This window comes from Streptomyces sp. NPDC007205, assembly GCF_040634095.1.
In the GTDB taxonomy this organism is placed as follows: domain Bacteria; phylum Actinomycetota; class Actinomycetes; order Streptomycetales; family Streptomycetaceae; genus Streptomyces.
Map to the genome: position 1 here is coordinate 14,520 of NZ_JBEYEW010000002.1, position 19,563 is coordinate 34,082.

Annotated in this window: 17 protein-coding genes; 10 read left to right on the top strand and 7 right to left on the bottom strand. The window is 73.0% G+C overall.

What is annotated here, in order from left to right:
- The first annotated feature begins 182 nt into the window (after positions 1–182).
- Positions 183–836 (top strand): Tat pathway signal sequence domain protein, encoded by a 654-nt coding sequence (locus ABZ624_RS03625; RefSeq protein ID WP_360082207.1) that lies wholly within the window; start codon positions 183–185, stop codon positions 834–836.
- 305 nt (positions 837–1,141) lie between these two features.
- On the opposite strand, the gene ABZ624_RS03630 is transcribed toward ABZ624_RS03625, so the two are convergent.
- Positions 1,142–1,264 carry a hypothetical protein gene (locus ABZ624_RS03630; RefSeq protein WP_360082208.1) on the bottom strand — a complete coding sequence of 41 codons (123 nt, stop codon included), beginning with the start codon at positions 1,262–1,264 and terminating at the stop codon, positions 1,142–1,144.
- 435 nt (positions 1,265–1,699) lie between these two features.
- Here ABZ624_RS03630 and ABZ624_RS03635 point away from each other — a divergent pair, with 435 nt between their 5' ends.
- Both ABZ624_RS03635 and ABZ624_RS03640 read left to right on the top strand, forming a co-directional pair.
- Entirely contained in the window at positions 1,700–2,347 is a 648-nt protein-coding gene (locus tag ABZ624_RS03635; RefSeq protein ID WP_360082210.1) for a ScbR family autoregulator-binding transcription factor, read from the top strand.
- Positions 2,348–2,369: 22 nt separating this feature from the next.
- Complete coding sequence (locus tag ABZ624_RS03640; RefSeq protein ID WP_360082212.1) at positions 2,370–3,587, top strand: damage-control phosphatase ARMT1 family protein; 1,218 nt, start codon at positions 2,370–2,372, stop codon at positions 3,585–3,587.
- Here ABZ624_RS03640 and ABZ624_RS03645 read toward each other — a convergent pair.
- Positions 3,580–4,857 carry a cytochrome P450 gene (locus ABZ624_RS03645; RefSeq protein WP_360082214.1) on the bottom strand — a complete coding sequence of 426 codons (1,278 nt, stop codon included), beginning with the start codon at positions 4,855–4,857 and terminating at the stop codon, positions 3,580–3,582. The two genes, ABZ624_RS03640 and ABZ624_RS03645, sit on opposite strands and share 8 nt — an antisense overlap.
- Positions 4,858–5,200: 343 nt before the next feature.
- On the bottom strand, positions 5,201–6,016 hold the full coding sequence (locus ABZ624_RS03650) for a phosphotransferase (protein ID WP_360082216.1): 816 nt from the start codon (positions 6,014–6,016) through the stop codon (positions 5,201–5,203).
- A gap of 351 nt (positions 6,017–6,367) precedes the next feature.
- Here ABZ624_RS03650 and cyc2 point away from each other — a divergent pair, with 351 nt between their 5' ends.
- Positions 6,368–8,548, top strand: a complete 2,181-nt coding sequence (cyc2, locus tag ABZ624_RS03655) for a germacradienol/geosmin synthase Cyc2 (protein ID WP_360082218.1) — start codon at positions 6,368–6,370, stop codon at positions 8,546–8,548.
- 278 nt (positions 8,549–8,826) lie between these two features.
- Here the strand turns inward: cyc2 and ABZ624_RS03660 are convergent, their stop codons facing one another.
- The gene (locus ABZ624_RS03660; protein WP_360082220.1) at positions 8,827–9,549 is read right to left on the bottom strand and encodes a hypothetical protein; all 723 of its coding nucleotides are present in this window, start codon (positions 9,547–9,549) and stop codon (positions 8,827–8,829) included.
- 88 nt (positions 9,550–9,637) lie between these two features.
- On the opposite strand from ABZ624_RS03660, the gene ABZ624_RS03665 reads away from it, so the two are divergent.
- The 4 genes from ABZ624_RS03665 to ABZ624_RS03680 all read left to right on the top strand — a co-directional run bounded on the left by ABZ624_RS03665 (position 9,638) and on the right by ABZ624_RS03680 (position 13,547).
- Positions 9,638–10,504 (top strand): LysR family transcriptional regulator, encoded by an 867-nt coding sequence (locus ABZ624_RS03665; protein ID WP_360082222.1) that lies wholly within the window; start codon positions 9,638–9,640, stop codon positions 10,502–10,504.
- 121 nt (positions 10,505–10,625) lie between these two features.
- The gene (locus ABZ624_RS03670) at positions 10,626–11,195 is read left to right on the top strand and encodes a PDZ domain-containing protein (RefSeq protein WP_360082224.1); all 570 of its coding nucleotides are present in this window, start codon (positions 10,626–10,628) and stop codon (positions 11,193–11,195) included.
- Between the two features lie 224 nt (positions 11,196–11,419).
- Positions 11,420–12,547, top strand: a complete 1,128-nt coding sequence (locus ABZ624_RS03675; protein WP_360082226.1) for an aminopeptidase P family protein — start codon at positions 11,420–11,422, stop codon at positions 12,545–12,547.
- 64 nt (positions 12,548–12,611) lie between these two features.
- Positions 12,612–13,547 (top strand): aminoglycoside phosphotransferase family protein, encoded by a 936-nt coding sequence (locus tag ABZ624_RS03680; RefSeq protein WP_360082228.1) that lies wholly within the window; start codon positions 12,612–12,614, stop codon positions 13,545–13,547.
- A gap of 85 nt (positions 13,548–13,632) precedes the next feature.
- Here the strand turns inward: ABZ624_RS03680 and treZ are convergent, their stop codons facing one another.
- Positions 13,633–15,378, bottom strand: a complete 1,746-nt coding sequence (gene treZ / locus ABZ624_RS03685) for a malto-oligosyltrehalose trehalohydrolase (protein ID WP_360082230.1) — start codon at positions 15,376–15,378, stop codon at positions 13,633–13,635.
- A gap of 191 nt (positions 15,379–15,569) precedes the next feature.
- Between treZ and ABZ624_RS03690 the strand changes: the two genes are divergently transcribed.
- Both ABZ624_RS03690 and ABZ624_RS03695 read left to right on the top strand, forming a co-directional pair.
- Positions 15,570–16,121 carry a DUF1707 and FHA domain-containing protein gene (locus ABZ624_RS03690; protein ID WP_360082232.1) on the top strand — a complete coding sequence of 184 codons (552 nt, stop codon included), beginning with the start codon at positions 15,570–15,572 and terminating at the stop codon, positions 16,119–16,121.
- Positions 16,122–16,228: 107 nt separating this feature from the next.
- Positions 16,229–16,654, top strand: coding sequence for an SSI family serine proteinase inhibitor (locus ABZ624_RS03695; RefSeq protein ID WP_360082234.1), 426 nt, complete (start codon positions 16,229–16,231; stop codon positions 16,652–16,654).
- A gap of 43 nt (positions 16,655–16,697) precedes the next feature.
- Here ABZ624_RS03695 and ABZ624_RS03700 read toward each other — a convergent pair whose 3' ends face one another.
- Together ABZ624_RS03700 and lpdA are read right to left on the bottom strand one after the other, a co-directional pair.
- Entirely contained in the window at positions 16,698–17,948 is a 1,251-nt protein-coding gene (locus ABZ624_RS03700; RefSeq protein ID WP_360082236.1) for a M14 family zinc carboxypeptidase, read from the bottom strand.
- A gap of 138 nt (positions 17,949–18,086) precedes the next feature.
- Positions 18,087–19,544 carry a dihydrolipoyl dehydrogenase gene (gene lpdA, locus ABZ624_RS03705; protein ID WP_360082238.1) on the bottom strand — a complete coding sequence of 486 codons (1,458 nt, stop codon included), beginning with the start codon at positions 19,542–19,544 and terminating at the stop codon, positions 18,087–18,089.
- Positions 19,545–19,563: the final 19 nt, after the last annotated feature.

The window sequence follows — 19,563 nt, forward strand, 5'->3', positions numbered from 1 at the left end:
CTTCGGCCGGTGCCCGGGCTGCCGCCGTCGCCGGTCCGTCGCGTACGGAGAAGGCGCCGCGGCCCTGCGTCGGCGGCACCGCGCACACCATCCGCGCCACCCTTCACCGCGCCCATGAAAGCGGCGCCGCCCGCTACCCCCACCCACCTCACCCGGACCCCACCCAGGAAAGAGGCATCCGCATGCGCACCCGATCCCTCCTCGCCCTCGCCGGCACCGCCACCGCACTCGCCCTCGCGGTGGCCGCCCCCGCCTCCGCCGACGGCAGCGCCGTTCTCACCACCGGCAGCGCGGGCGGCACCGCCGTGGCGACGGGCGACACCCTCACCGCACCCCTGGCCTCCGGCACTTCCGCGACGCTCTATTCCAGCGCGACCGGCACCAGCGGCGTCACGTGCACGTCCTCCCAGTTCACCGCCACGGTCACCGGCAACCCGACCGCCCCCGGTACGGCCAGCGAGTCCGTCACCGGGCACACCTTCGACCCCGGCTCCTGCACCAGCAACGTCACTGGCGTCACCGGCGTCAGCAGCATCACCGTCGACAACCTGCCCTACACGGCGACCGTCGCCTCCGACGGCACCCTCACCGTGTCGCCGGCGAGCGGCTCCACCATCCAGACCACGGTCAAGCTGCGTACCCTGCTGGGCACCATCACCTGCGTCTACCAGGCGCCCAGTCTGACCGGGAAGACCGACAACGCCGACAGCAGCATCGGCTTCACCAACCAGAAGTTCACCAAGTCCTCCGGTTCGTCGCTGTGTTTCGCAAACGGTTACTTCACCGCCAAGTACGCGCCCGTGACGGACGGCGGCGCCCGGGTCTACGTCAACTGAGCCCTCCCAAACGGGGGAGTTCAACGGCGTCGTAGCCGTACCGCGGGGGTGGCGCCCCCGGTGAGCACCAGCACCGAGGCGGCGCCGCCCGCCAGTACGGGCGCGCCGCCTTCGCGCCCGCGCCCCCTGTCCCCTTCGCTTCTCTTCTCTGCGAACACCACGTCGGACACGAGTGATACGTGTCCGGCGTGCTGCTGTTCTGCCGGTCGGCGGTACAGGACCTGACACCCCGTACGCTCGGTGACCTCGGCGAAGGGCCATACCTGCAAGCGGGAACCTGCCAGCGCACAGTCCGACGTCCCGAATCACCCGCCGGTCACCGCCGTCCACCCCTGCCACGCGCGGGTTGTCCACGCCGTGAACGGAGCGCCGTTCGCCGCGACCGCCGTGGTGTTGCAGGGGGCGGTCATCCAGGTCGTCCGAGTCATCCAGGGCGTCTCCTCGGCGGCGCAGGGACGGGGTCTGTGGCGTCCAGCACGGCGGAGGCGACCCGTGCGTTCAGCCGGACCGGCGCATCGGTGATCCAGGGGCGCGAAAGCACCGACCGGTTGGGATGTTTCGCGCCTGCTTCAAGACCCCGTTGAGGAGCCGGCCATCGGCCTCGTATCGTGGCGATCATGGGTCCGGCACTCGCCGCCCTGGGCTGCCGAGGGCAGTCGGGCAACGAAGGGGGGGAACCGTTCTGGTCTCGTCCGTTCACGGACCGCCGAGGAACCGCCCGCTGCCGGATGCGCCGGTGACACGTGTCGTGCCCTCGGCCCGCTGCCCCGGACTCTCGCTGTTCATGGGTGAGTTATCGTGTGCAAGGGGTTAAAAACAAACCGCATGTCCCGTTCGTTCGAGTCGCGAGGAGGGGTTCCAGGATGGCGAGGCAGTTACGCGCCGAGCAGACCCGGGCAACGATCATCACGGCCGCCGCCGATCTGTTCGACCGGCACGGCTACGAGTCCACCAGTCTGAGCGACATCGTCGCACACGCGAAGGTCACCAAGGGCGCCCTGTACTTCCACTTCGCCGCCAAGGAGGACCTCGCCCACGCGATACTCCAACTCAACGCCAGGGCCGCGCAGAGCCTCGTCGCCGAGGTCGAGAGCCGCGGCCACTCCTCGCTGGAGGCGCTGATGCGCATCACGTTCGGGGTCGCCCGGCTCGCCGTGGAGGACCCGGTGCCGCGCGCCGCGCTGCGCCTCGCCACCGCCGACGTCGCCGTACGGCCGCCGCTGCGGCACCCGTTCACCGAATGGCTGGACTTCGCGACCCGGAAGTTCACCGCGGCGGTCAGAGAAGCCGATGTGCACAGCGATCTCGACGTCGGTGTCGTCGCGCACTCCCTCGTCGCCTTCTTCGTGGGCACCCGGGTGGCCGGCCGCTCGCTCGAACCGGCCGGACGGCTTCCGCGTCGGGTCGCCGAGATGTGGCACCTCCTGATCCGGGGCCTGGTCCCGGTGCACCGCCGCCCCCGCTACGTCACCCTCGCCACGCAGCTGGAGCGGGAGACCAGAACCGCCTGACGCCCGCGATACGGTGACGGACATGCCCGACACCCCGTTCGCTCCCGTGATCCTCGGCAACGAACCCGGCTCGTTCCCGCACAGTGTGCTGGCCGAACGGCACCCCGCGATCATCCGGCAGGTACGGGACGCCTTTCCGTACGGTCCCGGGCAGCACCGGGCGCTGGACGAGCTGCTGAAGAGCTGCACACAGGGGACGGTCGAGCCTCTGCCCGCCGATGCCCCGGACGGGGACCGGTGGCAGGAGTGGGGCCTGTCCGGCTGTGCCGGACGCTCCTGGTACGACGTGCCGTGGCTGTGGTCCGAGAGCTACTTCTACCGCCGGCTGCTCGACGCCGTCGGCTGGTTCCGCCCCGGCGCCTGGCAGGGCATCGACCCCTTCCGCCCGTTCAAGCGCGCCGAACTCGACGCACCGGAGACCGACGAGGAACTGGCCGCGCTGGACATTCTGCCCGGCCTGCCCGAGCGGGAACGGGCGCGCGCCCTGCTGCACGGCTCGCTGTGGGGCAACCGCGCCGACCTCGGCTTCCGGCTCTCCGCCGAGGGCGCCGCGGGTGCCGCGGGTGCGGAAGGCGCCGAGGGCACCGGGGCCCGGGAACCGGCCCCCGCACTGGTCGCCGACGACAGCGCGGCCCTGTGGTCACTGCTGCCGGCCGGCGGCACGGCCACGCTCGTCCTGGTCGCCGACAACGCGGGCCGCGAACTCGTCCCGGACCTGCTGCTGATCGCCCACCTCCTGGCCGAGGGCCGGGCGGCGCGGGCGGTGCTGCACGTCAAGCCGTACCCGTACTACGTCTCCGACGCCACGACCGCCGACGTCGTCGACGCGCTGCACCGGCTGCGCACCGCCTCCGGCGCGGCCGTCGAGTACGCGCGCGTGCTCTGGTCGGCGATGGCCGACGGTCGCCTCACCGTGCGCGCCCACCCGTTCTCCTGCGCTCCGCTGCCGTATGCGGAGATGCCGGACGACCTGCGCGCCGAGTTCGCCGCGGCCACGCTGACCGTCCTCAAGGGCGACCTCAACTACCGGCGCCTGGTGGGCGACCGGCTGTGGCCGCCGACCACCCCCTTCCGGGAGACCACCGCCTACTTCCCCGGTCCGGTCGCCGCGCTGCGCACCCTGAAGTCCGATGTGATCACCGGCCTGTCCGCGGCGACCGAGGCCGCGCTGGTGGCGACCGAGGGACGGCGCTGGCGCACCAGCGGTACACACGCGCTGATCCAGGCCGATGTCAGGTGACCCGCATGGGCAGTGACTTGATGCCGTTGATGAAGTTGGACACGAGCCGTCCGGCGGGTCCGGCGAGCCGCGGCTCGGGAAGTGCGCTCAGCACCTCCTCGTAGAGCAGCCGTAGTTGAAGCCGCGCGAAGTGGGCGCCCAGGCACACGTGCGGGCCGTCACCGAAGGACACGTGCGGGTTGGGTGAGCGGGTCAGGTCGAGCCGGGCGGGATCGCTGAAGACCCGCTCGTCCCGGTTGGCCGAGGCGTGGAAGACCACGACCTTGTCACCGGCCCGGATCCGTTGCCCCGCCACCACGGTGTCCTGGACGGCGGTCCGGCGGAAGGTCAGCACGGGCGGATGCCAGCGCAGCAACTCTTCCACAGCGGTGGGAAGTTCAGCCTTTCCCGCGCGCAGGGAGTGGTACGCCTCCGGGTGTTCCGCCAGAGCCAGCAGCCCGCCGGGGGCCGCGCTGCGCACGGTGTCGTTGCCGGCGACGGTGAGCAGGAAGAAGAACATCTCCAGCTCGGCGTCGGTGAGTTCGGCGTCGGCCGCGAGGGCGGTCATGACGTCGTCCGCCGGGTGGCGCCGTTTGTGTGCGGCCAGGTGACGTGCATAGCCGAACATGTCCTTCAGCATCGCCGGGGAGCGTGGGTTGACCGGCTTGCCCGCCTTGTCCAGTACCGGGGGACCGGCCTCGTCCGGGTCCTGGTAGCCGATGACCCGCTGCGTCCAGTGCAGCAGCAGCCGCCGGTCGCTCTCCGGGACGCCCAGCAGATCCGCCAGGTTGAGGAGGGCGTACTCGTCGGTCACGGAGGCCACCAGATCGACCGTGCCGTCCCCTTCCCGGGCCTGCTGCAGCGCCCCGGCGAGCAGGCTGCGCGCCCGCTCCCGGGCGAGCGCCGCGAACCGGTCGACCCGGCCCGGTGTGAACGCCCGGCTCACCAGCCGACGCAGCCGGCCGTGTCCCGGCGGATCCTGGTTGAGCATCATGCTGCGGATGAACGGCAGGTCTTCCGGGTCCGGGTCGCGGATCTGGGTCGCGCCGAGGTGGGAGGAGTACGTCGTGGCGTCCTTCAGTACCCGGACGACGTCCGCGTGCCGGGTCACCGCCCAGAACCCCGGCCCGGCCGGCCAGCCCAGCACCTGCGGCTCCTCCTGCCAGGAGACCGGATGGTGGTCGCGCAGCACGCGGTAGTCGTCATGGGGCACGCCGGCGGCGTACCGGCGCGGGTCGAACACATCGGGCACCGGCGGCACCTCACTGTGGGCTCTCGGATTCCACTTCATAGTCTCGCGGAAGACTGCGTACCGGCTGCACATGTGCAGCGATGTCGAGACTGAGCTGACCCGGATTTTGCAGCGGCCCTGAAGCCAGGCATGCCCGCCTCGGCAGATGGGAGAACACGAGGCCGACCAGGGCGAGCGGCCTGACCTGCAACACCACGGCCGAGAAAAACGAGCTCGCCCAAGTCTGCGGAAGAGCAGCGGAGTTGAGGCGGCCGAGCGGGATCCTGATAGCCGCCTCGGTGTCTTTCGCGAGCCCGCCCTCCCGCCGACGGCCGCCCTCACGTCGCTCATGGCGTCCGGACTCACAGCGCGCCACCCGAACTCACCGAACAGGCTGAGCAGGTCAGTGCAACAGGGCGGCGGTGAACGTCTCGCGGTGACTTACCAGCCACGCTTGGATGCGGTCCCAGCGCTCCCATCCCCCGCGCTCGGCCAGCGCCTGGAGATAGATGGTGTCGCCGTCGGCCACGCGGCGCGCGACGAAGGCCCGGCATACTGCGGTGGCCTGCTCGATGACGTCCGGCAGTTCGGCGCGTTCCCGCAGCGAGAGACCATAGCTGTCGGCAAGGATCCGCAGCCGCGCAGGGGCATCCAGTCCTGCAGGGTAGAGGGCGGTCGCTGATGTGGGGTCGAGCATCGGGGCCCAGTAGCGGGCGGTCATGGCGACGTCCCAGAGGGGGCGGCCAGGGGCTGCCAGGTCGAAATCGATCAGGCCGGCGGCACGGCCGTCGCGGAAGACGACGTTTTCCGGGCATACGTCGTTGTGGCACAGCAACGTCCCTCCCTCCGGGTCAGCCAGATCTAGGGGCCATGCGGCCTGGATGTCGACGGGAATGGCCGCGCTGGCCTCGTGGAGGCGCCGCAGCAGGCTGCCCACCGACGTCAGTGCGGTCCGGGTCATTGCCCAGCGTGGGAACGGCGGCAGGGCAACGTCGCCAGGAAGGAAGGTCAGCTGCTCGCGGCCGTCCTGGGTGAGGCGGATGGGGGTCGGTGCCGCGTCGAAGCCGTGTTGTCCCAATGCGAGGAGGTGGGCATGGATGGCACGCGCGGTGCGCGGCGCCGGGCGATCCACCAGCGCACCGTGACGGAAAACTGCGCCCGCGTTCACCATGCCGCCTGTCAGCACTTCACGGTTCGTCGCGTCGTCTTCAGCCGTCATGCCGATCACGCTAGCGTCAAGCCGGCTGTGTGCGGGCCCATTGTGGGACATGCCCCGCACTTGGCCGCTCACCAGGGTATTCACTGGACGCGGCCCGACTCGGAACGCACGCCTCGGCCGCGAGAGCGACGACGGTCAGTGCGCCGTCGGAGGCTGTGGGCCGGCCGGTGAGTAGCCGGTCCATGGCGGCACGGATGCGTGCGCGCTCGTCGGTGGTTTGCCACCGTGGTCCGAGCGCGGGGACACAGCAAGGGTGCCGGCCAAGGGGCGTTTCGCGGGCGGTTCACGCGATGGTGTGATCATGTCCCGCGCGGCGGATGGGTGTGGAGGACCACGGGTAGGGCCCCGGCCATGACGCAGCCGTTCGAACTCCCGCACTTCTACATGCCGTATCCCGCGCGGCTCAACCCGCACCTCGACGAGGCGCGTGCCCACTCCACCGAGTGGGCGCGCGAGATGGGCATGCTGGAAGGGTCCGGGGTCTGGGAGCAGGCCGACCTGGAGGCGCACGACTACGGACTCCTGTGTGCCTACACCCACCCCGACTGCGACGGACCGGCCCTCTCGCTGATCACCGACTGGTACGTGTGGGTGTTCTTCTTCGACGACCACTTCCTCGACATGTACAAGCGCACCCAGGACCGCGCCGCCGGAAAGGCCCACCTGGACCGCCTGCCGCTGTTCATGCCGCTCGACCCCGCAACCCCCGTGCCGGAGCCGGAGAATCCCGTCGAGGCGGGCCTGAGGGACCTGTGGGCGCGCACGGTGCCGTCGATGTCCGTGGACTGGCGCCGCCGCTTCTCCGTGGCCACCGAGAACCTGCTCAACGAGTCGATGTGGGAGCTCTCGAACATCAACGAGGGGAGGATCGCCAACCCCGTCGAGTACATCGAGATGCGCCGCAAGGTGGGCGGCGCCCCGTGGTCGGCCGGGCTCGTGGAGTACGCGACCGCGGAGGTGCCCGCCGCCGTCGCCGGCACCCGGCCGCTGCGCGTCCTGATGGAGACCTTCTCGGACGCCGTCCACCTGCGCAACGACCTCTTCTCCTACCAGCGCGAGGTCGAGGACGAGGGCGAGAACAGCAACGGCGTGCTCGTCCTGGAGACCTTCTTCGGCTGTACGACCCAGCAGGCGGCCGACACCGTCAACGACATCCTCACCTCGCGCCTGCACCAGTTCGAGCACACCGCGCTCACCGAAGTCCCCGCCGTCGCCCTGGAGAAGGGCCTCACACCGGCGCAGGCCGCCGCGATCGCCGCCTACACCAAGGGGCTCCAGGACTGGCAGTCCGGCGGGCAGGAATGGCACATGCGCTCCAGCCGCTACATGAACAAGGGCGCGCGGCCCGGCTCGCCCTGGCAGCTGCCGAGCGGCCCCGGCATCTCGGCCGCCGACGTCGGCGCGCTCCTCGCCTCGGCCGCTCAGGAACGCCTGCGCGCCTACACCCACGTGCCCTACCAGAAGGTCGGTCCCTCCCTGCTGCCCCAGTTCCACATGCCGTACCGGCTCGCACTCAGCCCGCATCTCGACGCCGCCCGCCGCCATCTCGTCGCCTGGTCGCACCGTATGGGCATCCTGGAGGAAGGTGTCTGGGACGAGGACAAGCTCGCCGCCTGCGACCTCGCGCTGTGCTCCGCAGGTCTGGACCCGGACGCCACCCCCGAGGCGCTCGACCTCAGCGCCCAGTGGCTCGCCTGGGGGACGTACGGCGACGACTACTACCCCCTGGTCCACGGCCACCGCCGCGACCTCGCCGCCGCCCGCCTGACCACGGCCCGGCTGTCGCAGTGCATGCCCGTCGAGGGTGAGCCGGCCCTCGTCCCGGCCGACGCGATGGAGCGCGGGCTCATCGACCTGTGGGCGCGTACGACGGCCGGGATGACCGCCGGCCAGCGGCGCACCCTGAAGGCCGCCGTGGACGCGATGACCGAGAGCTGGGTGTGGGAGCTGTCCAACCAGTTGCAGAACCGCGTCCCCGACCCGGTCGACTACCTGGAGATGCGGCGCGCCACCTTCGGCTCCGACCTCACCCTGAGCCTGTGCCGGATGGGCCACGGCCCCGCCGTCCCACCGGAGGTGTACCGCAGCGGCCCGGTGCGCTCACTGGAGAACGCCGCCATCGACTACGCCTGTCTCCTCAACGACATCTTCTCGTACCAGAAGGAGATCGAGTACGAGGGCGAGATCCACAACGCCGTCCTGGTGGTGCAGAACTTCTTCGGCGTCGACTATCCGGCCGCGCTCGGTGTCGTACACGACCTGACGACCCAGCGCATGCAGCAGTTCGAGCACGTCATCGCGCACGAACTGCCCGTCCTGTACGACGATTTCGAGCTGTCGGGGCAGGCGCGGGCGGCCCTGGACGGCTATGTCCTGGACCTGCAGAACTGGATGGCCGGAATCCTGAACTGGCACCGGAACGTGGACCGTTACAAGGCCGAGTGGCTGGGGCGCCGCTCGCACGGCTTCTTGCCCGGCCGCACACCCGCCGTACCGGTCCTGTCACTCGGTCCGGCCCTGTCGCTCGGCTGACGTCATAAGGTCCTGGGCCGGCGGGACGGCCCGGGGGAGACCGGCCGACGGGCTGCGGCGCGAGGGTCGTGGGGTCGCGACTCGGCGGTTCGGGGCTGACGGGGCGGGTCGGCCGACGGTCTGCGGGCCCCTGGGCCGGCGGTCCGTGGGCCGGCGGTCCGTGGGCCGGCGGTCCGTGGGGCCGTGAGGGGCGGCGGTCGCGAACGGGCGGGGCGGCCCGGGCCGCCGGTCCTGGCGCCCCACGGGTGGGCGTCCGTGGAGCCGAGGGGCGCTCGGAGCTACACCGGTCGGACGAGCTCGGACGCCGCGTGCCCGACCGCGGCGCGCGCCAGCGCCCGGACCATCGGGTGCGGACGCGAGCCGTCCCCGGCCAGCTCCGGCTGGAACAGGGAGGCCAGGAAGAAGGGGTGCCCCGGGAGTTCGGCGACCCGCACCTGGCCGTCCTCGTCATGTCCGGAGAACCGCAGCCCGTGGGCGCGGAGCGTGTCGAGATGCCGGGAGGGGCCGTAGGCGCAGAAGTACCGCTCGACCGTGCGCGTCGAGCCGATCACGGACTCCGCCAGCGAGCCCGGTTCGATCGTCACCGCCGCCTCGTGGCCCACCAGCGAGCAGGCCAGCGGCTCGATGAGCGGGTCCCTGGCGTCCGGGTCGTTCTCGGCGTGCGCGACCCCGGTCAGACCGCAGACGTTGCGGGCGAACTCCAGCAGCGCGTGCTGGAAGCCGCCGCACGTGCCGAGAAACGGAATGCCCTCCTCACGTGCGGTGCGCACGGCCGCGAGAACACCCGCCTCGCTGCGGTACGGGCTGCCCGGCAGCACCCACACGGCGTCGAACCCCCGTACGGCGCCCTCGGCCCCGGCGTCCTCGGAGGGAATCCAGTACGCGTCCAGGACCAGCCGGTCGCGTGCGGCCAGGGCGTCCAGCAGCAGGGGCACGCGCGTGTGGGAAACGACATGGGGGGAGCGGTCGCCGACGAGGGCGAGGGTGGCGGTGTGCGTCATGCCCCTCATCCTCGGCCCGCCCACGAGTTCACGTCCAACGATGATTACTGGACCACCGATAAGCAACGCTGATGAGACCATCGGCCGCATGGACCCGCATCTGCTGCGCACGTACGTCACCGTGGCCCGCCTCGCCTCCTTCTCGGAGGCCGCCCGCGAGCTGGGCTACACCCAGTCCGCCGTCTCCCAGCACATCGCCGCGCTCGAACAGGACCTGGGCGCGCCCCTGCTGACCCGGCGGCCCGTCGTGCCCACCACGGCCGGGGAGAGGCTGCTGGAGCACGCGGGTCCGTTGCTGCTGCGCCTGGACGCGGCCCGTGCCGACGTCGTCCGCATGGCCGCCGCGCCCCAGCAGGGGCTGACCCTCGCCACCACCCCGACCGCGCTCGGCGCCGGCGTCCTCGCCGCCCTGCCGCCGGCCGGCGTCACCCTGCGTGTCCTCACCCGCGCGGAGATCCCGGCCGCCGTCGCCACCGGCACCGCCGACCTCGGCCTGGTCGACGGGCTGGCCGCACCGAGCGATCCGCTGCGACTGCCGGACGTGGCGCCGCTGACCACGCAGGGCGTCGCCGAGGAACCCGTGAGCGTCCTGCTGCCCGCCGGGCACCCGCTCGCCGCCCGGACCGGCCTGCGCCTCGCCGACCTGGCCGACGCCCGGTGGCTCGACGCGCCCGACGCGGCCCTCCCGCTGGACCACCTGCGCGCCGCGACCGGCGGCGGCGCCTTCCGCCCCGCCCTGCGCTACGAGGGCACCGACCTGCGCACGCTCACCGCCCTCGCCGCCGCCGGACACGGCCTCACCCTGCTGCCCCGCCGGGTTGCCACCGCCGTACCCGGCACGGTCGCCGTCCCGCTCACCGCGCCCCGGGTGACCCACCGCACGGAACTCGTCCATGGCGGAAGTCCCCGGGGAGCGGCGGCGGAAGTGGTGCGGAAGCTGGTGGCCGCGGTGTGAGGACTGCGGGGATTCCCAGGGGTTATGGCTACCCTCCGCCACACTCCGGCCAGTCTCACTCGTTCGTGTCTCGTCGCGGCCCGCCGCCCCGGGTAGAGCACCAGCCGGAGGCGAGCGAACCATGGAACACACTGCGTTGCGTCCCAAGCCGATGCCCGGTCAGGATCCGCGGCAGGGCGACGACACCCCCGCCCCGGCCCACCGCCCGCACGCCGCCCGCCGGCGCGGACGGCGGCTGCGAACCGTGCTGTTCGGCCTGTGCACCGGCACCCTGCTGGTGCTGTCCGGCGTCGGCATCGGCACGGTCGGCGCCACCGTGATCGGCATGAGCAGGCTCGCGGAACTCCAGCGCCAGCCCCCGCCGGCCAGGCCGCCGGCCCGGCCCACGCCCGCCGCCACCCCGGCCCCCGCTCCGGCCACCGCACCCGGGGCGACCCTGGGCGTCGAGGCCGTCGACGCCGAGAAGACGGGCGCGCTGGTCGTGGGCGTGCACGTGCCCGGCCCCGGCTATGCGGCCGGCCTGATCCGCGGGGACGTCCTGCTGCGGTTCGGCTCCGCCCGCGTGGACACCGCCGCCGACCTCGCCCGGGCCGTCGCCCGTGCCCGGCCCGGCAAGCCGGTGCTCCTCACCGTGCGTCACAGCAGTGGGGGCTACCAGCATTTGACGGTCCTGCCGGGGCTGGTGATCTGAGCGGGACCGACGCCGGCGCCCGCCTCACCCTCTCTCGGTCACCCCGGGAATCTCGCTGGTCACCATCAGCACCGCGCGCCATGATGGCCCCATGCCGAGTCCCTCCTGCGCCCAGCGTGCCCCGCGCGGAGCAGCGGCGATCGGCTCGCGTGACCCTGTCCGGCCGGGCAGGATGCTGCCCGAGACGCCCTCGCCCGTTTCCCCACCCGCGCCCGGAGGCCCGGATGACCGGTAGTACGCCCGCGCCCTTCACCGCCGCCGACTACAGGGCCCGCATGGAGCGCGCCGCGCGCTCCGCGGCCGACGCCGGCCTCGCGGGGCTGCTCGTGGCACCGGGACCGGACATGGTCTGGCTCACCGGCTACACACCCACCGCCGTCACCGAACGGCTCACCGTGCTGGTCCTCGCCCCCGGCCGGGATCCCGTGCTCGTCGTGCCGACCCTGGAGGCCCCGGACGCCGAACACGCGGCCGGCGCGTCCGCGCTCACCCTGCGCGACTGGACCGACGGCAAGGATCCCTACGCCGTCACCGCCGCGCTCCTCGACGGCCACGGCCGGTTCGGCATCAGCGACAACACCTGGGCCATGCACCTGCTGGGCCTGCAGCGGGCCCTGCCCGCCACCTCCTACGCCTCTCTCACCGACGCCCTCCCCATGCTGCGCGCCGTCAAGGACGCCGCGGAACTGGAACTCCTCGCCGCCGCCGGAGCGGCTGCCGATGCAACGTTCGAGGAGATCCGCAAAGTTCCCTTCGCCGGCCGCCGCGAGTCCGAGGTCGGTCACGACCTCGCCGGCCTGCTGCGCCGCTTCGGGCACGAGCAGGTCGACTTCACCATCGTCGGCTCGGGCCCCAACGGCGCCAACCCGCACCACGAGGTCGGCGACCGCGTCATCCGGCACGGCGACATGGTCGTGCTGGACTTCGGCGGCCTGAAGGACGGCTACGGCTCCGACACCACCCGCACGGTCCACGTCGGCGAGCCCACCGAGGAGGAGCGCCGCGTGCACGACGTCGTGCGCGAGGCCCAGGAGGCGGGCTGTCAGGCCGTACGGCCCGGTGTGGCCTGCCAGGAGGTCGACCGGGCCGCCCGCGCGGTGATCACCGACGCCGGGTACGGCGCGTACTTCATCCACCGCACCGGGCACGGCATCGGCGTCACCACGCACGAGCCGCCGTACATGATCGAGGGCGAGGAACAGCCCCTGGTGCCCGGCATGTGCTTCTCCGTGGAGCCCGGCATCTACCTCCCCGGCCGTTTCGGGGTGCGCATCGAGGACATCGTCACGGTGACCGAGGACGGCGGGCGCCGCCTCAACAACACCACGCGTGACATGGTCATAGTGGACTGAAAGACCACGGAGCGAGCCAGGAGACTCACCCTCGACGACATCCAGGAACGGCGACGCGCGACCCATGACCCAGGCACCGACACCCACCGCGGACACCGTCCGCAGACTGGTCCGTTCGCTGCTCAAGGAGGGCGGCAACGGCACCGGGGGACCCGATGTGCGGCCCGTGACGGAGGGCCGTGCGCACACGTGGTGGGTCGGCACCCGCCATGTGCTGCGCCTCGCGCCCGACCGCGAGTCCTCCGCCGGCCGCCGCCGGGAACTGCGCCTGCGCGACCTGGTCCGCCCGCACATGCCCGTCGCCGTTCCCACCAGCGTCGCGCACGGCGACTGGGCGCCCGGCCTCGCCTACACCCTCGACACCAAGGTGCCCGGTGGTACGGCCGACGAGCACGACGTCTCCGCCGTCGGCGAGGCCGACCTCGCCGGGCTGCTCGCCGGGCTGCGCGCGGTGCCCGTACGGCAGGCCGAGGCGCTCGGCGTGTCGCGCACCGCCCCGCGCTCCCTGGAGGCGCTGCGCCGCATGGCCGTACACGCCGCAGAACGGCTCGCCGCCGCCGACGAGTTCGACGCAGCCCGGCTGCACCAGCTGACCCCGCCCGGCGCGGCCCAGCTCGCCGCGCAGCCCGGCACCGCCGTCCTCACCCACCACGGCCTGACCGGCGAGCACGTGGTGGTCAGCGCCGACGGGCGGGTCCGCGGCATCCTGGACTGGACCCAGGCGGCCTGGGGCGACCCGGCCGAGGACATCGCCGGGCTCGCCGTCGCCGTCGGCTCCCCGGCGGCCGTCCGCGCCGCCACCCTGGCCGGCTACGGCGCCCGCCCCTGTCTGCGCGGCCTGTGGCTCGCCCGCTGCGACACGGTCATCCGACTCGCCGACCATCTGGAAGGCCGTGCGGTGGGCTCCCTCCCCCTGCTCCGCACCCAGCTGCGGCGGGCCTGGGAGCCGATCCTTCTGGAGCGGTTGTCGGACTTCAAGGAGGACGAGCCGGAGCCGTAGCGGCCCCCCGAAGGCGCGCGGGGAACCGCGTGTCCGGCCACGACGCAGCCGCGCACGGCCTCACGCCGTCCGGCGGGCGGGCTTCCTACGGCTGCGACAGGACCACGCACGACTCCCCGGGGAGCTGGAGCAACCCGTCCGGTCCCGGAAGCCGCACCGGCTCCCAGGCCGCCAGGACCACCGCCGGGCGGGTGCCCAGCGGGATGGCCGCCGGTTCCTTGCCGAGGTTCACCGCCACGCGGACGTCACCGCGCCGGAAGGCCAGCCAGCGGGCCTGCTCGTCGTACGCCACCTTCGTGTCGGCCAGGTCGGGGTCGGTGAGGTCGGGCTGGTCGCGGCGCAGCGCGATCAGCTGCCGGTACCAGGCGAGCACGCGCGCGTGAGGCTCGCGTTGCGGCTCCGACCAGTCGAGGCAGGACCGCTCCCGGGTCGCCGGGTCCTGTGGATCCGGTACGTCCTCCTCCGCCCAGCCGTGCGCCGCGAACTCCCGCCGCCGGCCCCGCCGTACCGCCTCGGCCAGCTCGGGATCGGTGTGGTCGGTGAAGAACTGCCAGGGCGTGCCCGCCGCCCACTCCTCGCCCATGAACAGCATCGGCGTGAACGGCGAGGTCAGCGTCAGCGCCGCCGCGCAGGCCAGCAGTCCGGGGGACAGGCGGGCGGAGAGGCGGTCGCCCTGGGCGCGGTTGCCGACCTGGTCGTGGGTCTGGCTGTAGCCGAGCAGCCGGTGCCCGGCCACCCGCGCGCGGTCCAGCGGGCGGCCGTGGTGCCGGCCCCGGAACGACGAGTACGTGCCGTCGTGGAAGTAGCCGCCGGAGAGTGTCTTGGCGAGCGCGGCGAACGGAGCGCGGGCGAAGTCGGCGTAGTACCCCTGGGACTCGCCGGTCAGCGCGGTGTGCAGGGCGTGGTGGAAGTCGTCGTTCCACTGCGCGTGCAGCCCGAGGCCGTGCTCCGCGCGCGGGGTGATGAACCGCGGGTTGTTCAGGTCCGACTCGGCGATCAGGAACAGTGGCCGGCCCAGCTCCTCGGCGAGGCCGTCCACGGCCGCCGACAGCTCCTCCAGGAAATGGCACGCGCGCGTGTCGTACAACGCGTGCACCGCGTCCAGCCGCAGCCCGTCGATCCGGTAGTCCCGCAGCCACGCCAGCGCGCTGCCGACGAGGAACGCGCGCACCTCGTCCGAACCCGGCGCGTCCAGGTTCACCGCCGAGCCCCACGGGGTGTGGTGCGTGTCGGTGAAGTACGGCCCGAAAGCGGGCAGATGGTTGCCCGACGGGCCCAAGTGGTTGTGCACGACGTCCAGGACGACACCAAGACCGAGTTCGTGCGCCCGGTCGACGAAGCGTTTCAGCGCCTCGGGACCGCCGTACGGCTCGTGCACCGCCCACAGCGACACCCCCTCGTAACCCCACCCGTGCCGCCCCGGGAACGGACACAACGGCATCAACTCGACGTGAGTCACCCCCAGTTCCACCAGGTGCTCCAGCCGGGCGGCCGCCGCGTCCAGGGTGCCCTCGGGGGTGTACGTCCCCACATGCAGCTCGTACAGCACGGCACCCGGAAGACCGCGCCCCGCCCACCGGGCACGCCACGCGTGGCGCCCGTGGTCCACGACCGCGCTCAGCCCGTCCGGGCCGTCCGGCTGGCGGCGCGAGCGCGGATCGGGCCGCACCGGGCCGTCGTCCAGCGCGAACCCGTACCGGGCCCCGTCCCCGGCCTCCGCCTCCCCCGACCACCAGCCCGCGCGGCCGGGATCGCGCGTCAACGCGCGCGTGCCCCCCTCGCAATGGAGCGTCACTCGGTCTGCCTGCGGTGCCCACACCTCGAACTGCACGGACGGTTCCCCTTCGTCTGTGATGTCTCGCCTGCTCACCGTGATGTCCCGCGTCCCCATCGTGCCCGCCCGGACGATCAATCCGCTCTCGAATTCGCTCCTTCCCGGTGGGTGTCGTGGAAGTACGCGCGGACCGGCGCCGATTCCCCGTTTTCTGGACACCCGGGGTTCGCTGTCCGACAATCACCTGCGTGACGTCGTCCTTCGAGTTCTCCACCTACCCCGCGCGGCCCTCCGACGAGGAGCGCGACAAGGCGCTGCGGGTGCTGCGTGACGGCGTCGCCCTGGGCCGGCTCTCGCACGACACGTTCGTACGCCGCATGGAGCTGGCGCTGGCCGCCCGCCGGGCCGACGAACTGGCCGCCCTCGTCGCCGACCTGCCCCACGAGAACCGTTTCTCCCGCGCGGTCCTCGGCACCGTCGAGGCCGTCTCCGGGTTCACCGTACGGCTGCGCCGCGCCTGGCAGGCGGAGCGGCTGCCCAAGCTGCTGCTGCCGCGTCCCGCGCACGCCCACCCGCTGCGCATCGGCCGCGACCCCGCGTGCGGACTGCGCCTGAACCACGAGACCGTCTCCCGCGTGCACGCCGAACTCAGCCATCAGGCGGGCCTGTGGGTGCTCAGGGACCTCGGCTCCACCAACGGCACCACCGTCAACGGCCGCCGGGTGATCGGCTCGGTCGTCGTCCGCGAGGGAGACCAGGTCGCCTTCGGCCGGACGGCGTTCCGGCTCGCCACGAGCTGAGCGGCGACGCCGGCCGTGCGCGAACCGGCGCACGCTCACGCGCGCGTGCCCTCCCAATCGGGTGAGCCGGGCTGCGGAACGAGCGCCGGCGTGCCGATGCAAGGGGCATGACGTACATCACCAGAGTCACAGCGACGGCCGGCGCCCTGCTGGCGGCCGCCGGCCTGCTCGCCGCGGCCCCGGCCCAGGCGGCACCCCGCAGCACCTTCCCCCTGACCGACAACTGGCTCTACCTCACCGTCGCCCGCGGTGAGACCGTCCAGCCCGGCGACAAACACGGCACCCTGCTGCTGTGCGACCCACTGCCCCTGGGGTACGCGCGCGCGGCCGAGGCCTGTGCCGAACTCGCGGCCGTCGAGGGGGACATCGCCCGCATCCCGAAGAAGAAGGTCGTCTGCCCGATGATCTTCGCTCCCGTGACCGTGCACGCGTACGGACAGTGGAACGGACGTCCGGTCGACTACCAGGAGACCTACTCCAGCAAGTGCGTCATGGAGGCACGGACGGGAGCGGTGTTCGCCGTGGAACACTGAGCCGGGCCGGCGGGGGGCGTGACAACGGGCGGCGCGGGCGGCCTCACAGCACCCGCTCACGGGCCTGCTGCGCCGCCACGAGCACCGTCCGGGACTGGTGCTCCACCTGGTGCTCCAACGGCACCCAGCGAGCCCGGAAACGCGCCGCGAAGGCATCGCACCAGGCGGTGACGAGCTGTTCCAGCCGCGGCGCCGCCCGGTCGTCCGTCTCCCGCAGCACCCGCAGCAGCATCGCCGCCGCGCGCAGCGGCAGCCGCCGCCCGAAGGCGTCCACACTGCCGACGTACGCCATCGTGGTGCCCGCCGGCGGGGTGTGGATCCAGTCCTCGGCCAGGCCGGGGATCAGCTCCAGCGCCCAGCGTGCCGCCCGCAGCAGCGGGCCGTCCACACCGTCGAGGCGGGGCAGCGCGTCGGTGAGCACGCGCTCCACCTGCAGCGAGTCCCGCAGCAGCCGCTGGGCCAGGCGCCGCATCGCCGCCGCCGGAGCCGGGTGCGGCGCCGGATCGTCCACCAGGTCGCTCGCCCACATCGGGACCTCCACGACGGCCGTCAGACCGCCGTACCGGTGCGCGTGGTACCAGGTGCTGTGCCGGGCGTCGTCCGGCATGCTCGGGTAGGCGGCGCCCGTGTCCGGGCCGGGCATGACATGCACCCCGGGGCCGGAGGCCGGCCATCCGGCGGCGTCCGAGGCGCCCGTCTCCACCGGGATGTGCAGTTGCGCCGCCGACTTGGCGAACGGCTCGGCGAGCCCGGGCACGTCCCTGGTCAGCTGCACCCAGCTGCCGCCCAGGTCGGTGCCGTGCAGGGTCACCTGCAGGTAGGGCCGCAGCTCGTCGATCACCCCGGTCAGCGCCCGGGTCTCGGGCGGCAGCCGGTGCGGCGGCAGCACGGACGGCGACCACTCCGGCTGCTCCGCGCCCGTCGGCCGGTAGAAGCCGAGGTGGTAGTCGAGCAGGCTGCGCGGCGCCGGTGTCACATGCAGGCTCGCACCGTCCGGATCCGCGCACAACAGGAAGTGCCAGGACGTTTCCGCCCGCAGCTCCCGCTCGGCCAGCACTCGTTCGGCAAGCACCCGCAGGGTGGAGCCCCCGGTCGGCTCGTTCGCGTGGGCGCCGGCGACCACCAGCACCGCCCGCCGGGCATGCCCCACCGACAGCAGGTGCAGGGGTCTTCCCGCGCGCGAGAGGCCCACCTGCCTGAGCGAGCACAGCCCGGGTTCCTGAGCGGCCAACGCCTGTGCGGAGGCGATCAGTTCGGGAACGCTGGGGTAGCGCAGCTCCGGCAGAAGACTCACCCCCGACTTGTTCCGCCCGGCTTCGCCCTCCAAGTCCCGCACGGCCAGGGTGAACTGTCAAGCATTCGGCGGGGGAGGCTACCGGGGGCGCCCGGACTCGGGCGCGGGGGCGCGGCGCGGGCGGTGCGCGCCGCGCGCTCACTGCTGGTGCAGGCCGCGCCCCGCTAGCGTCAGGAACACCTCGCCCACCGCCTCCGACAGCGTCGGGTGCGCGTGCACGTGCCGGGCCACGTCCGAGGGCTCGGCGTCCCATCCGACGATCAGCTGGCTCTCGGCGATCATCTCCGAGACGTTCGGGCCGACCAGGTGCACACCGAGCACCTGCCCGCCGCCGGCCTCGGCGACGACCTTCACCATGCCGCCCCGGCCGTGCACCATGCCCTTGGCGACGGCGGTCAGCGGCATCGTGTCGACCTCCACCTCGCGCCCACGCGCGCGTGCCTCGATCTCACTCAGCCCCACCGAGGCGGTCTGCGGCGAGGAGTACGTCACCCGGGGTACGGCCGCGTAGTCCACCGGAGCCGACGGCAGCCCCGCCAGCGTCTCGGCGACCAGCAGGGCCTCCGCGAACGAGGCGTGGGCGAGGCCCAGGGAGGGCGGCGGGAGCAGGTCGCCGACGACATGGATGCCGGGCACGGCCGTCTCCAGCCGGTTCCAGTCCGCCGGTACGACGAACCCCCGCTCGTCCGTCGCGAGGCCGGCCGCGGCCAGGCCCAGCCCTTCGGTGACCGGCGCCCGGCCGACGGCCGTCAGCAGCCGCTCCGCCTCCACCGTGCGTGTCTCGCCGCGGGCGGTGCGCACACGCGCGCGTACGCCGTTGTCCAGCACCTCCGCGTCCAGCAGCCGGGCGCCCGCCCGCACATCGATCCCGCGCTTCTTCAGGCCGCGCGTCAGATGCCGGCTCACATCGGCGTCCTCCAGCGGCACGATCCGCTCCGCGGCCTCCACGAGAGTGACCTGAGCGCCCATGGACCGGTGGAAGGAGGCGTACTCCACGCCGATCGCGCCCCCGCCCAGCACCAGGACGGACGCCGGCAGCCCCGGCGCGAACAGCGCGTCGTCACTGGTCACCACGCGCCGCCCGTCGGGCACGAGCCCCGGGAGCAGGCGCGGGCGCGAGCCGGTGGCGAGGACGATCCCACGGCGCGCGGTGAAGTCACGCACGCCGGGCGCGGATTGCGGCTGTGCGCCGGGTGCGCGTCCGTCGTGCACGCCCTCCACGCGCACCGTGCGCGGCCCCGTCAGCCGCGCGCTGCCCCGCACCACCCGCACCCCGGCGTGGGCCAGATGCGCCTCGACCCCCTTGTGGTTGCGCGCCACGATGTCGTCCCGTGTGGCCACCAGCGCCGCCCAGTCGACCGAGTCCAGCGTGGCCTTCACACCCCACCGCTCGCGCGCCTCGGCGATGCCGTCGACCAGTTCGGCGGCGTGCAGCATCGCCTTGCTCGGTATGCAGCCGCGGTGCAGACAGGTCCCGCCGACCTTGCCGCGTTCGACGAGGACGACGTCCAGTCCCAGGGCGGCGGCGCGCAGGGCGGTGCCGTAGCCGCCCGTGCCGCCGCCGATGACGATGACATCCGGTGTGTTGACGCTCATGGCGTTCACTCTCCGTCCA

What these genes read in the sequence shown, in the direction of transcription:
- ABZ624_RS03625 (WP_360082207.1), top strand. Translation starts at nt 183, where the DNA reads ATGCGCACCCGATCCCTCCTCGCCCTCGCCGGCACCGCCACCGCACTC.
- ABZ624_RS03630 (WP_360082208.1), bottom strand. Translation starts at nt 1,264, where the DNA reads ATGACTCGGACGACCTGGATGACCGCCCCCTGCAACACCACGGCGGTC.
- ABZ624_RS03635 (WP_360082210.1), top strand. Translation starts at nt 1,700, where the DNA reads ATGGCGAGGCAGTTACGCGCCGAGCAGACCCGGGCAACGATCATCACG.
- ABZ624_RS03640 (WP_360082212.1), top strand. Translation starts at nt 2,370, where the DNA reads ATGCCCGACACCCCGTTCGCTCCCGTGATCCTCGGCAACGAACCCGGC.
- ABZ624_RS03645 (WP_360082214.1), bottom strand. Translation starts at nt 4,857, where the DNA reads ATGAAGTGGAATCCGAGAGCCCACAGTGAGGTGCCGCCGGTGCCCGAT.
- ABZ624_RS03650 (WP_360082216.1), bottom strand. Translation starts at nt 6,016, where the DNA reads ATGACGGCTGAAGACGACGCGACGAACCGTGAAGTGCTGACAGGCGGC.
- cyc2 (WP_360082218.1), top strand. Translation starts at nt 6,368, where the DNA reads ATGACGCAGCCGTTCGAACTCCCGCACTTCTACATGCCGTATCCCGCG.
- ABZ624_RS03660 (WP_360082220.1), bottom strand. Translation starts at nt 9,549, where the DNA reads ATGACGCACACCGCCACCCTCGCCCTCGTCGGCGACCGCTCCCCCCAT.
- ABZ624_RS03665 (WP_360082222.1), top strand. Translation starts at nt 9,638, where the DNA reads ATGGACCCGCATCTGCTGCGCACGTACGTCACCGTGGCCCGCCTCGCC.
- ABZ624_RS03670 (WP_360082224.1), top strand. Translation starts at nt 10,626, where the DNA reads ATGGAACACACTGCGTTGCGTCCCAAGCCGATGCCCGGTCAGGATCCG.
- ABZ624_RS03675 (WP_360082226.1), top strand. Translation starts at nt 11,420, where the DNA reads ATGACCGGTAGTACGCCCGCGCCCTTCACCGCCGCCGACTACAGGGCC.
- ABZ624_RS03680 (WP_360082228.1), top strand. Translation starts at nt 12,612, where the DNA reads ATGACCCAGGCACCGACACCCACCGCGGACACCGTCCGCAGACTGGTC.
- ABZ624_RS03695 (WP_360082234.1), top strand. Translation starts at nt 16,229, where the DNA reads ATGACGTACATCACCAGAGTCACAGCGACGGCCGGCGCCCTGCTGGCG.
- lpdA (WP_360082238.1), bottom strand. Translation starts at nt 19,544, where the DNA reads ATGAGCGTCAACACACCGGATGTCATCGTCATCGGCGGCGGCACGGGC.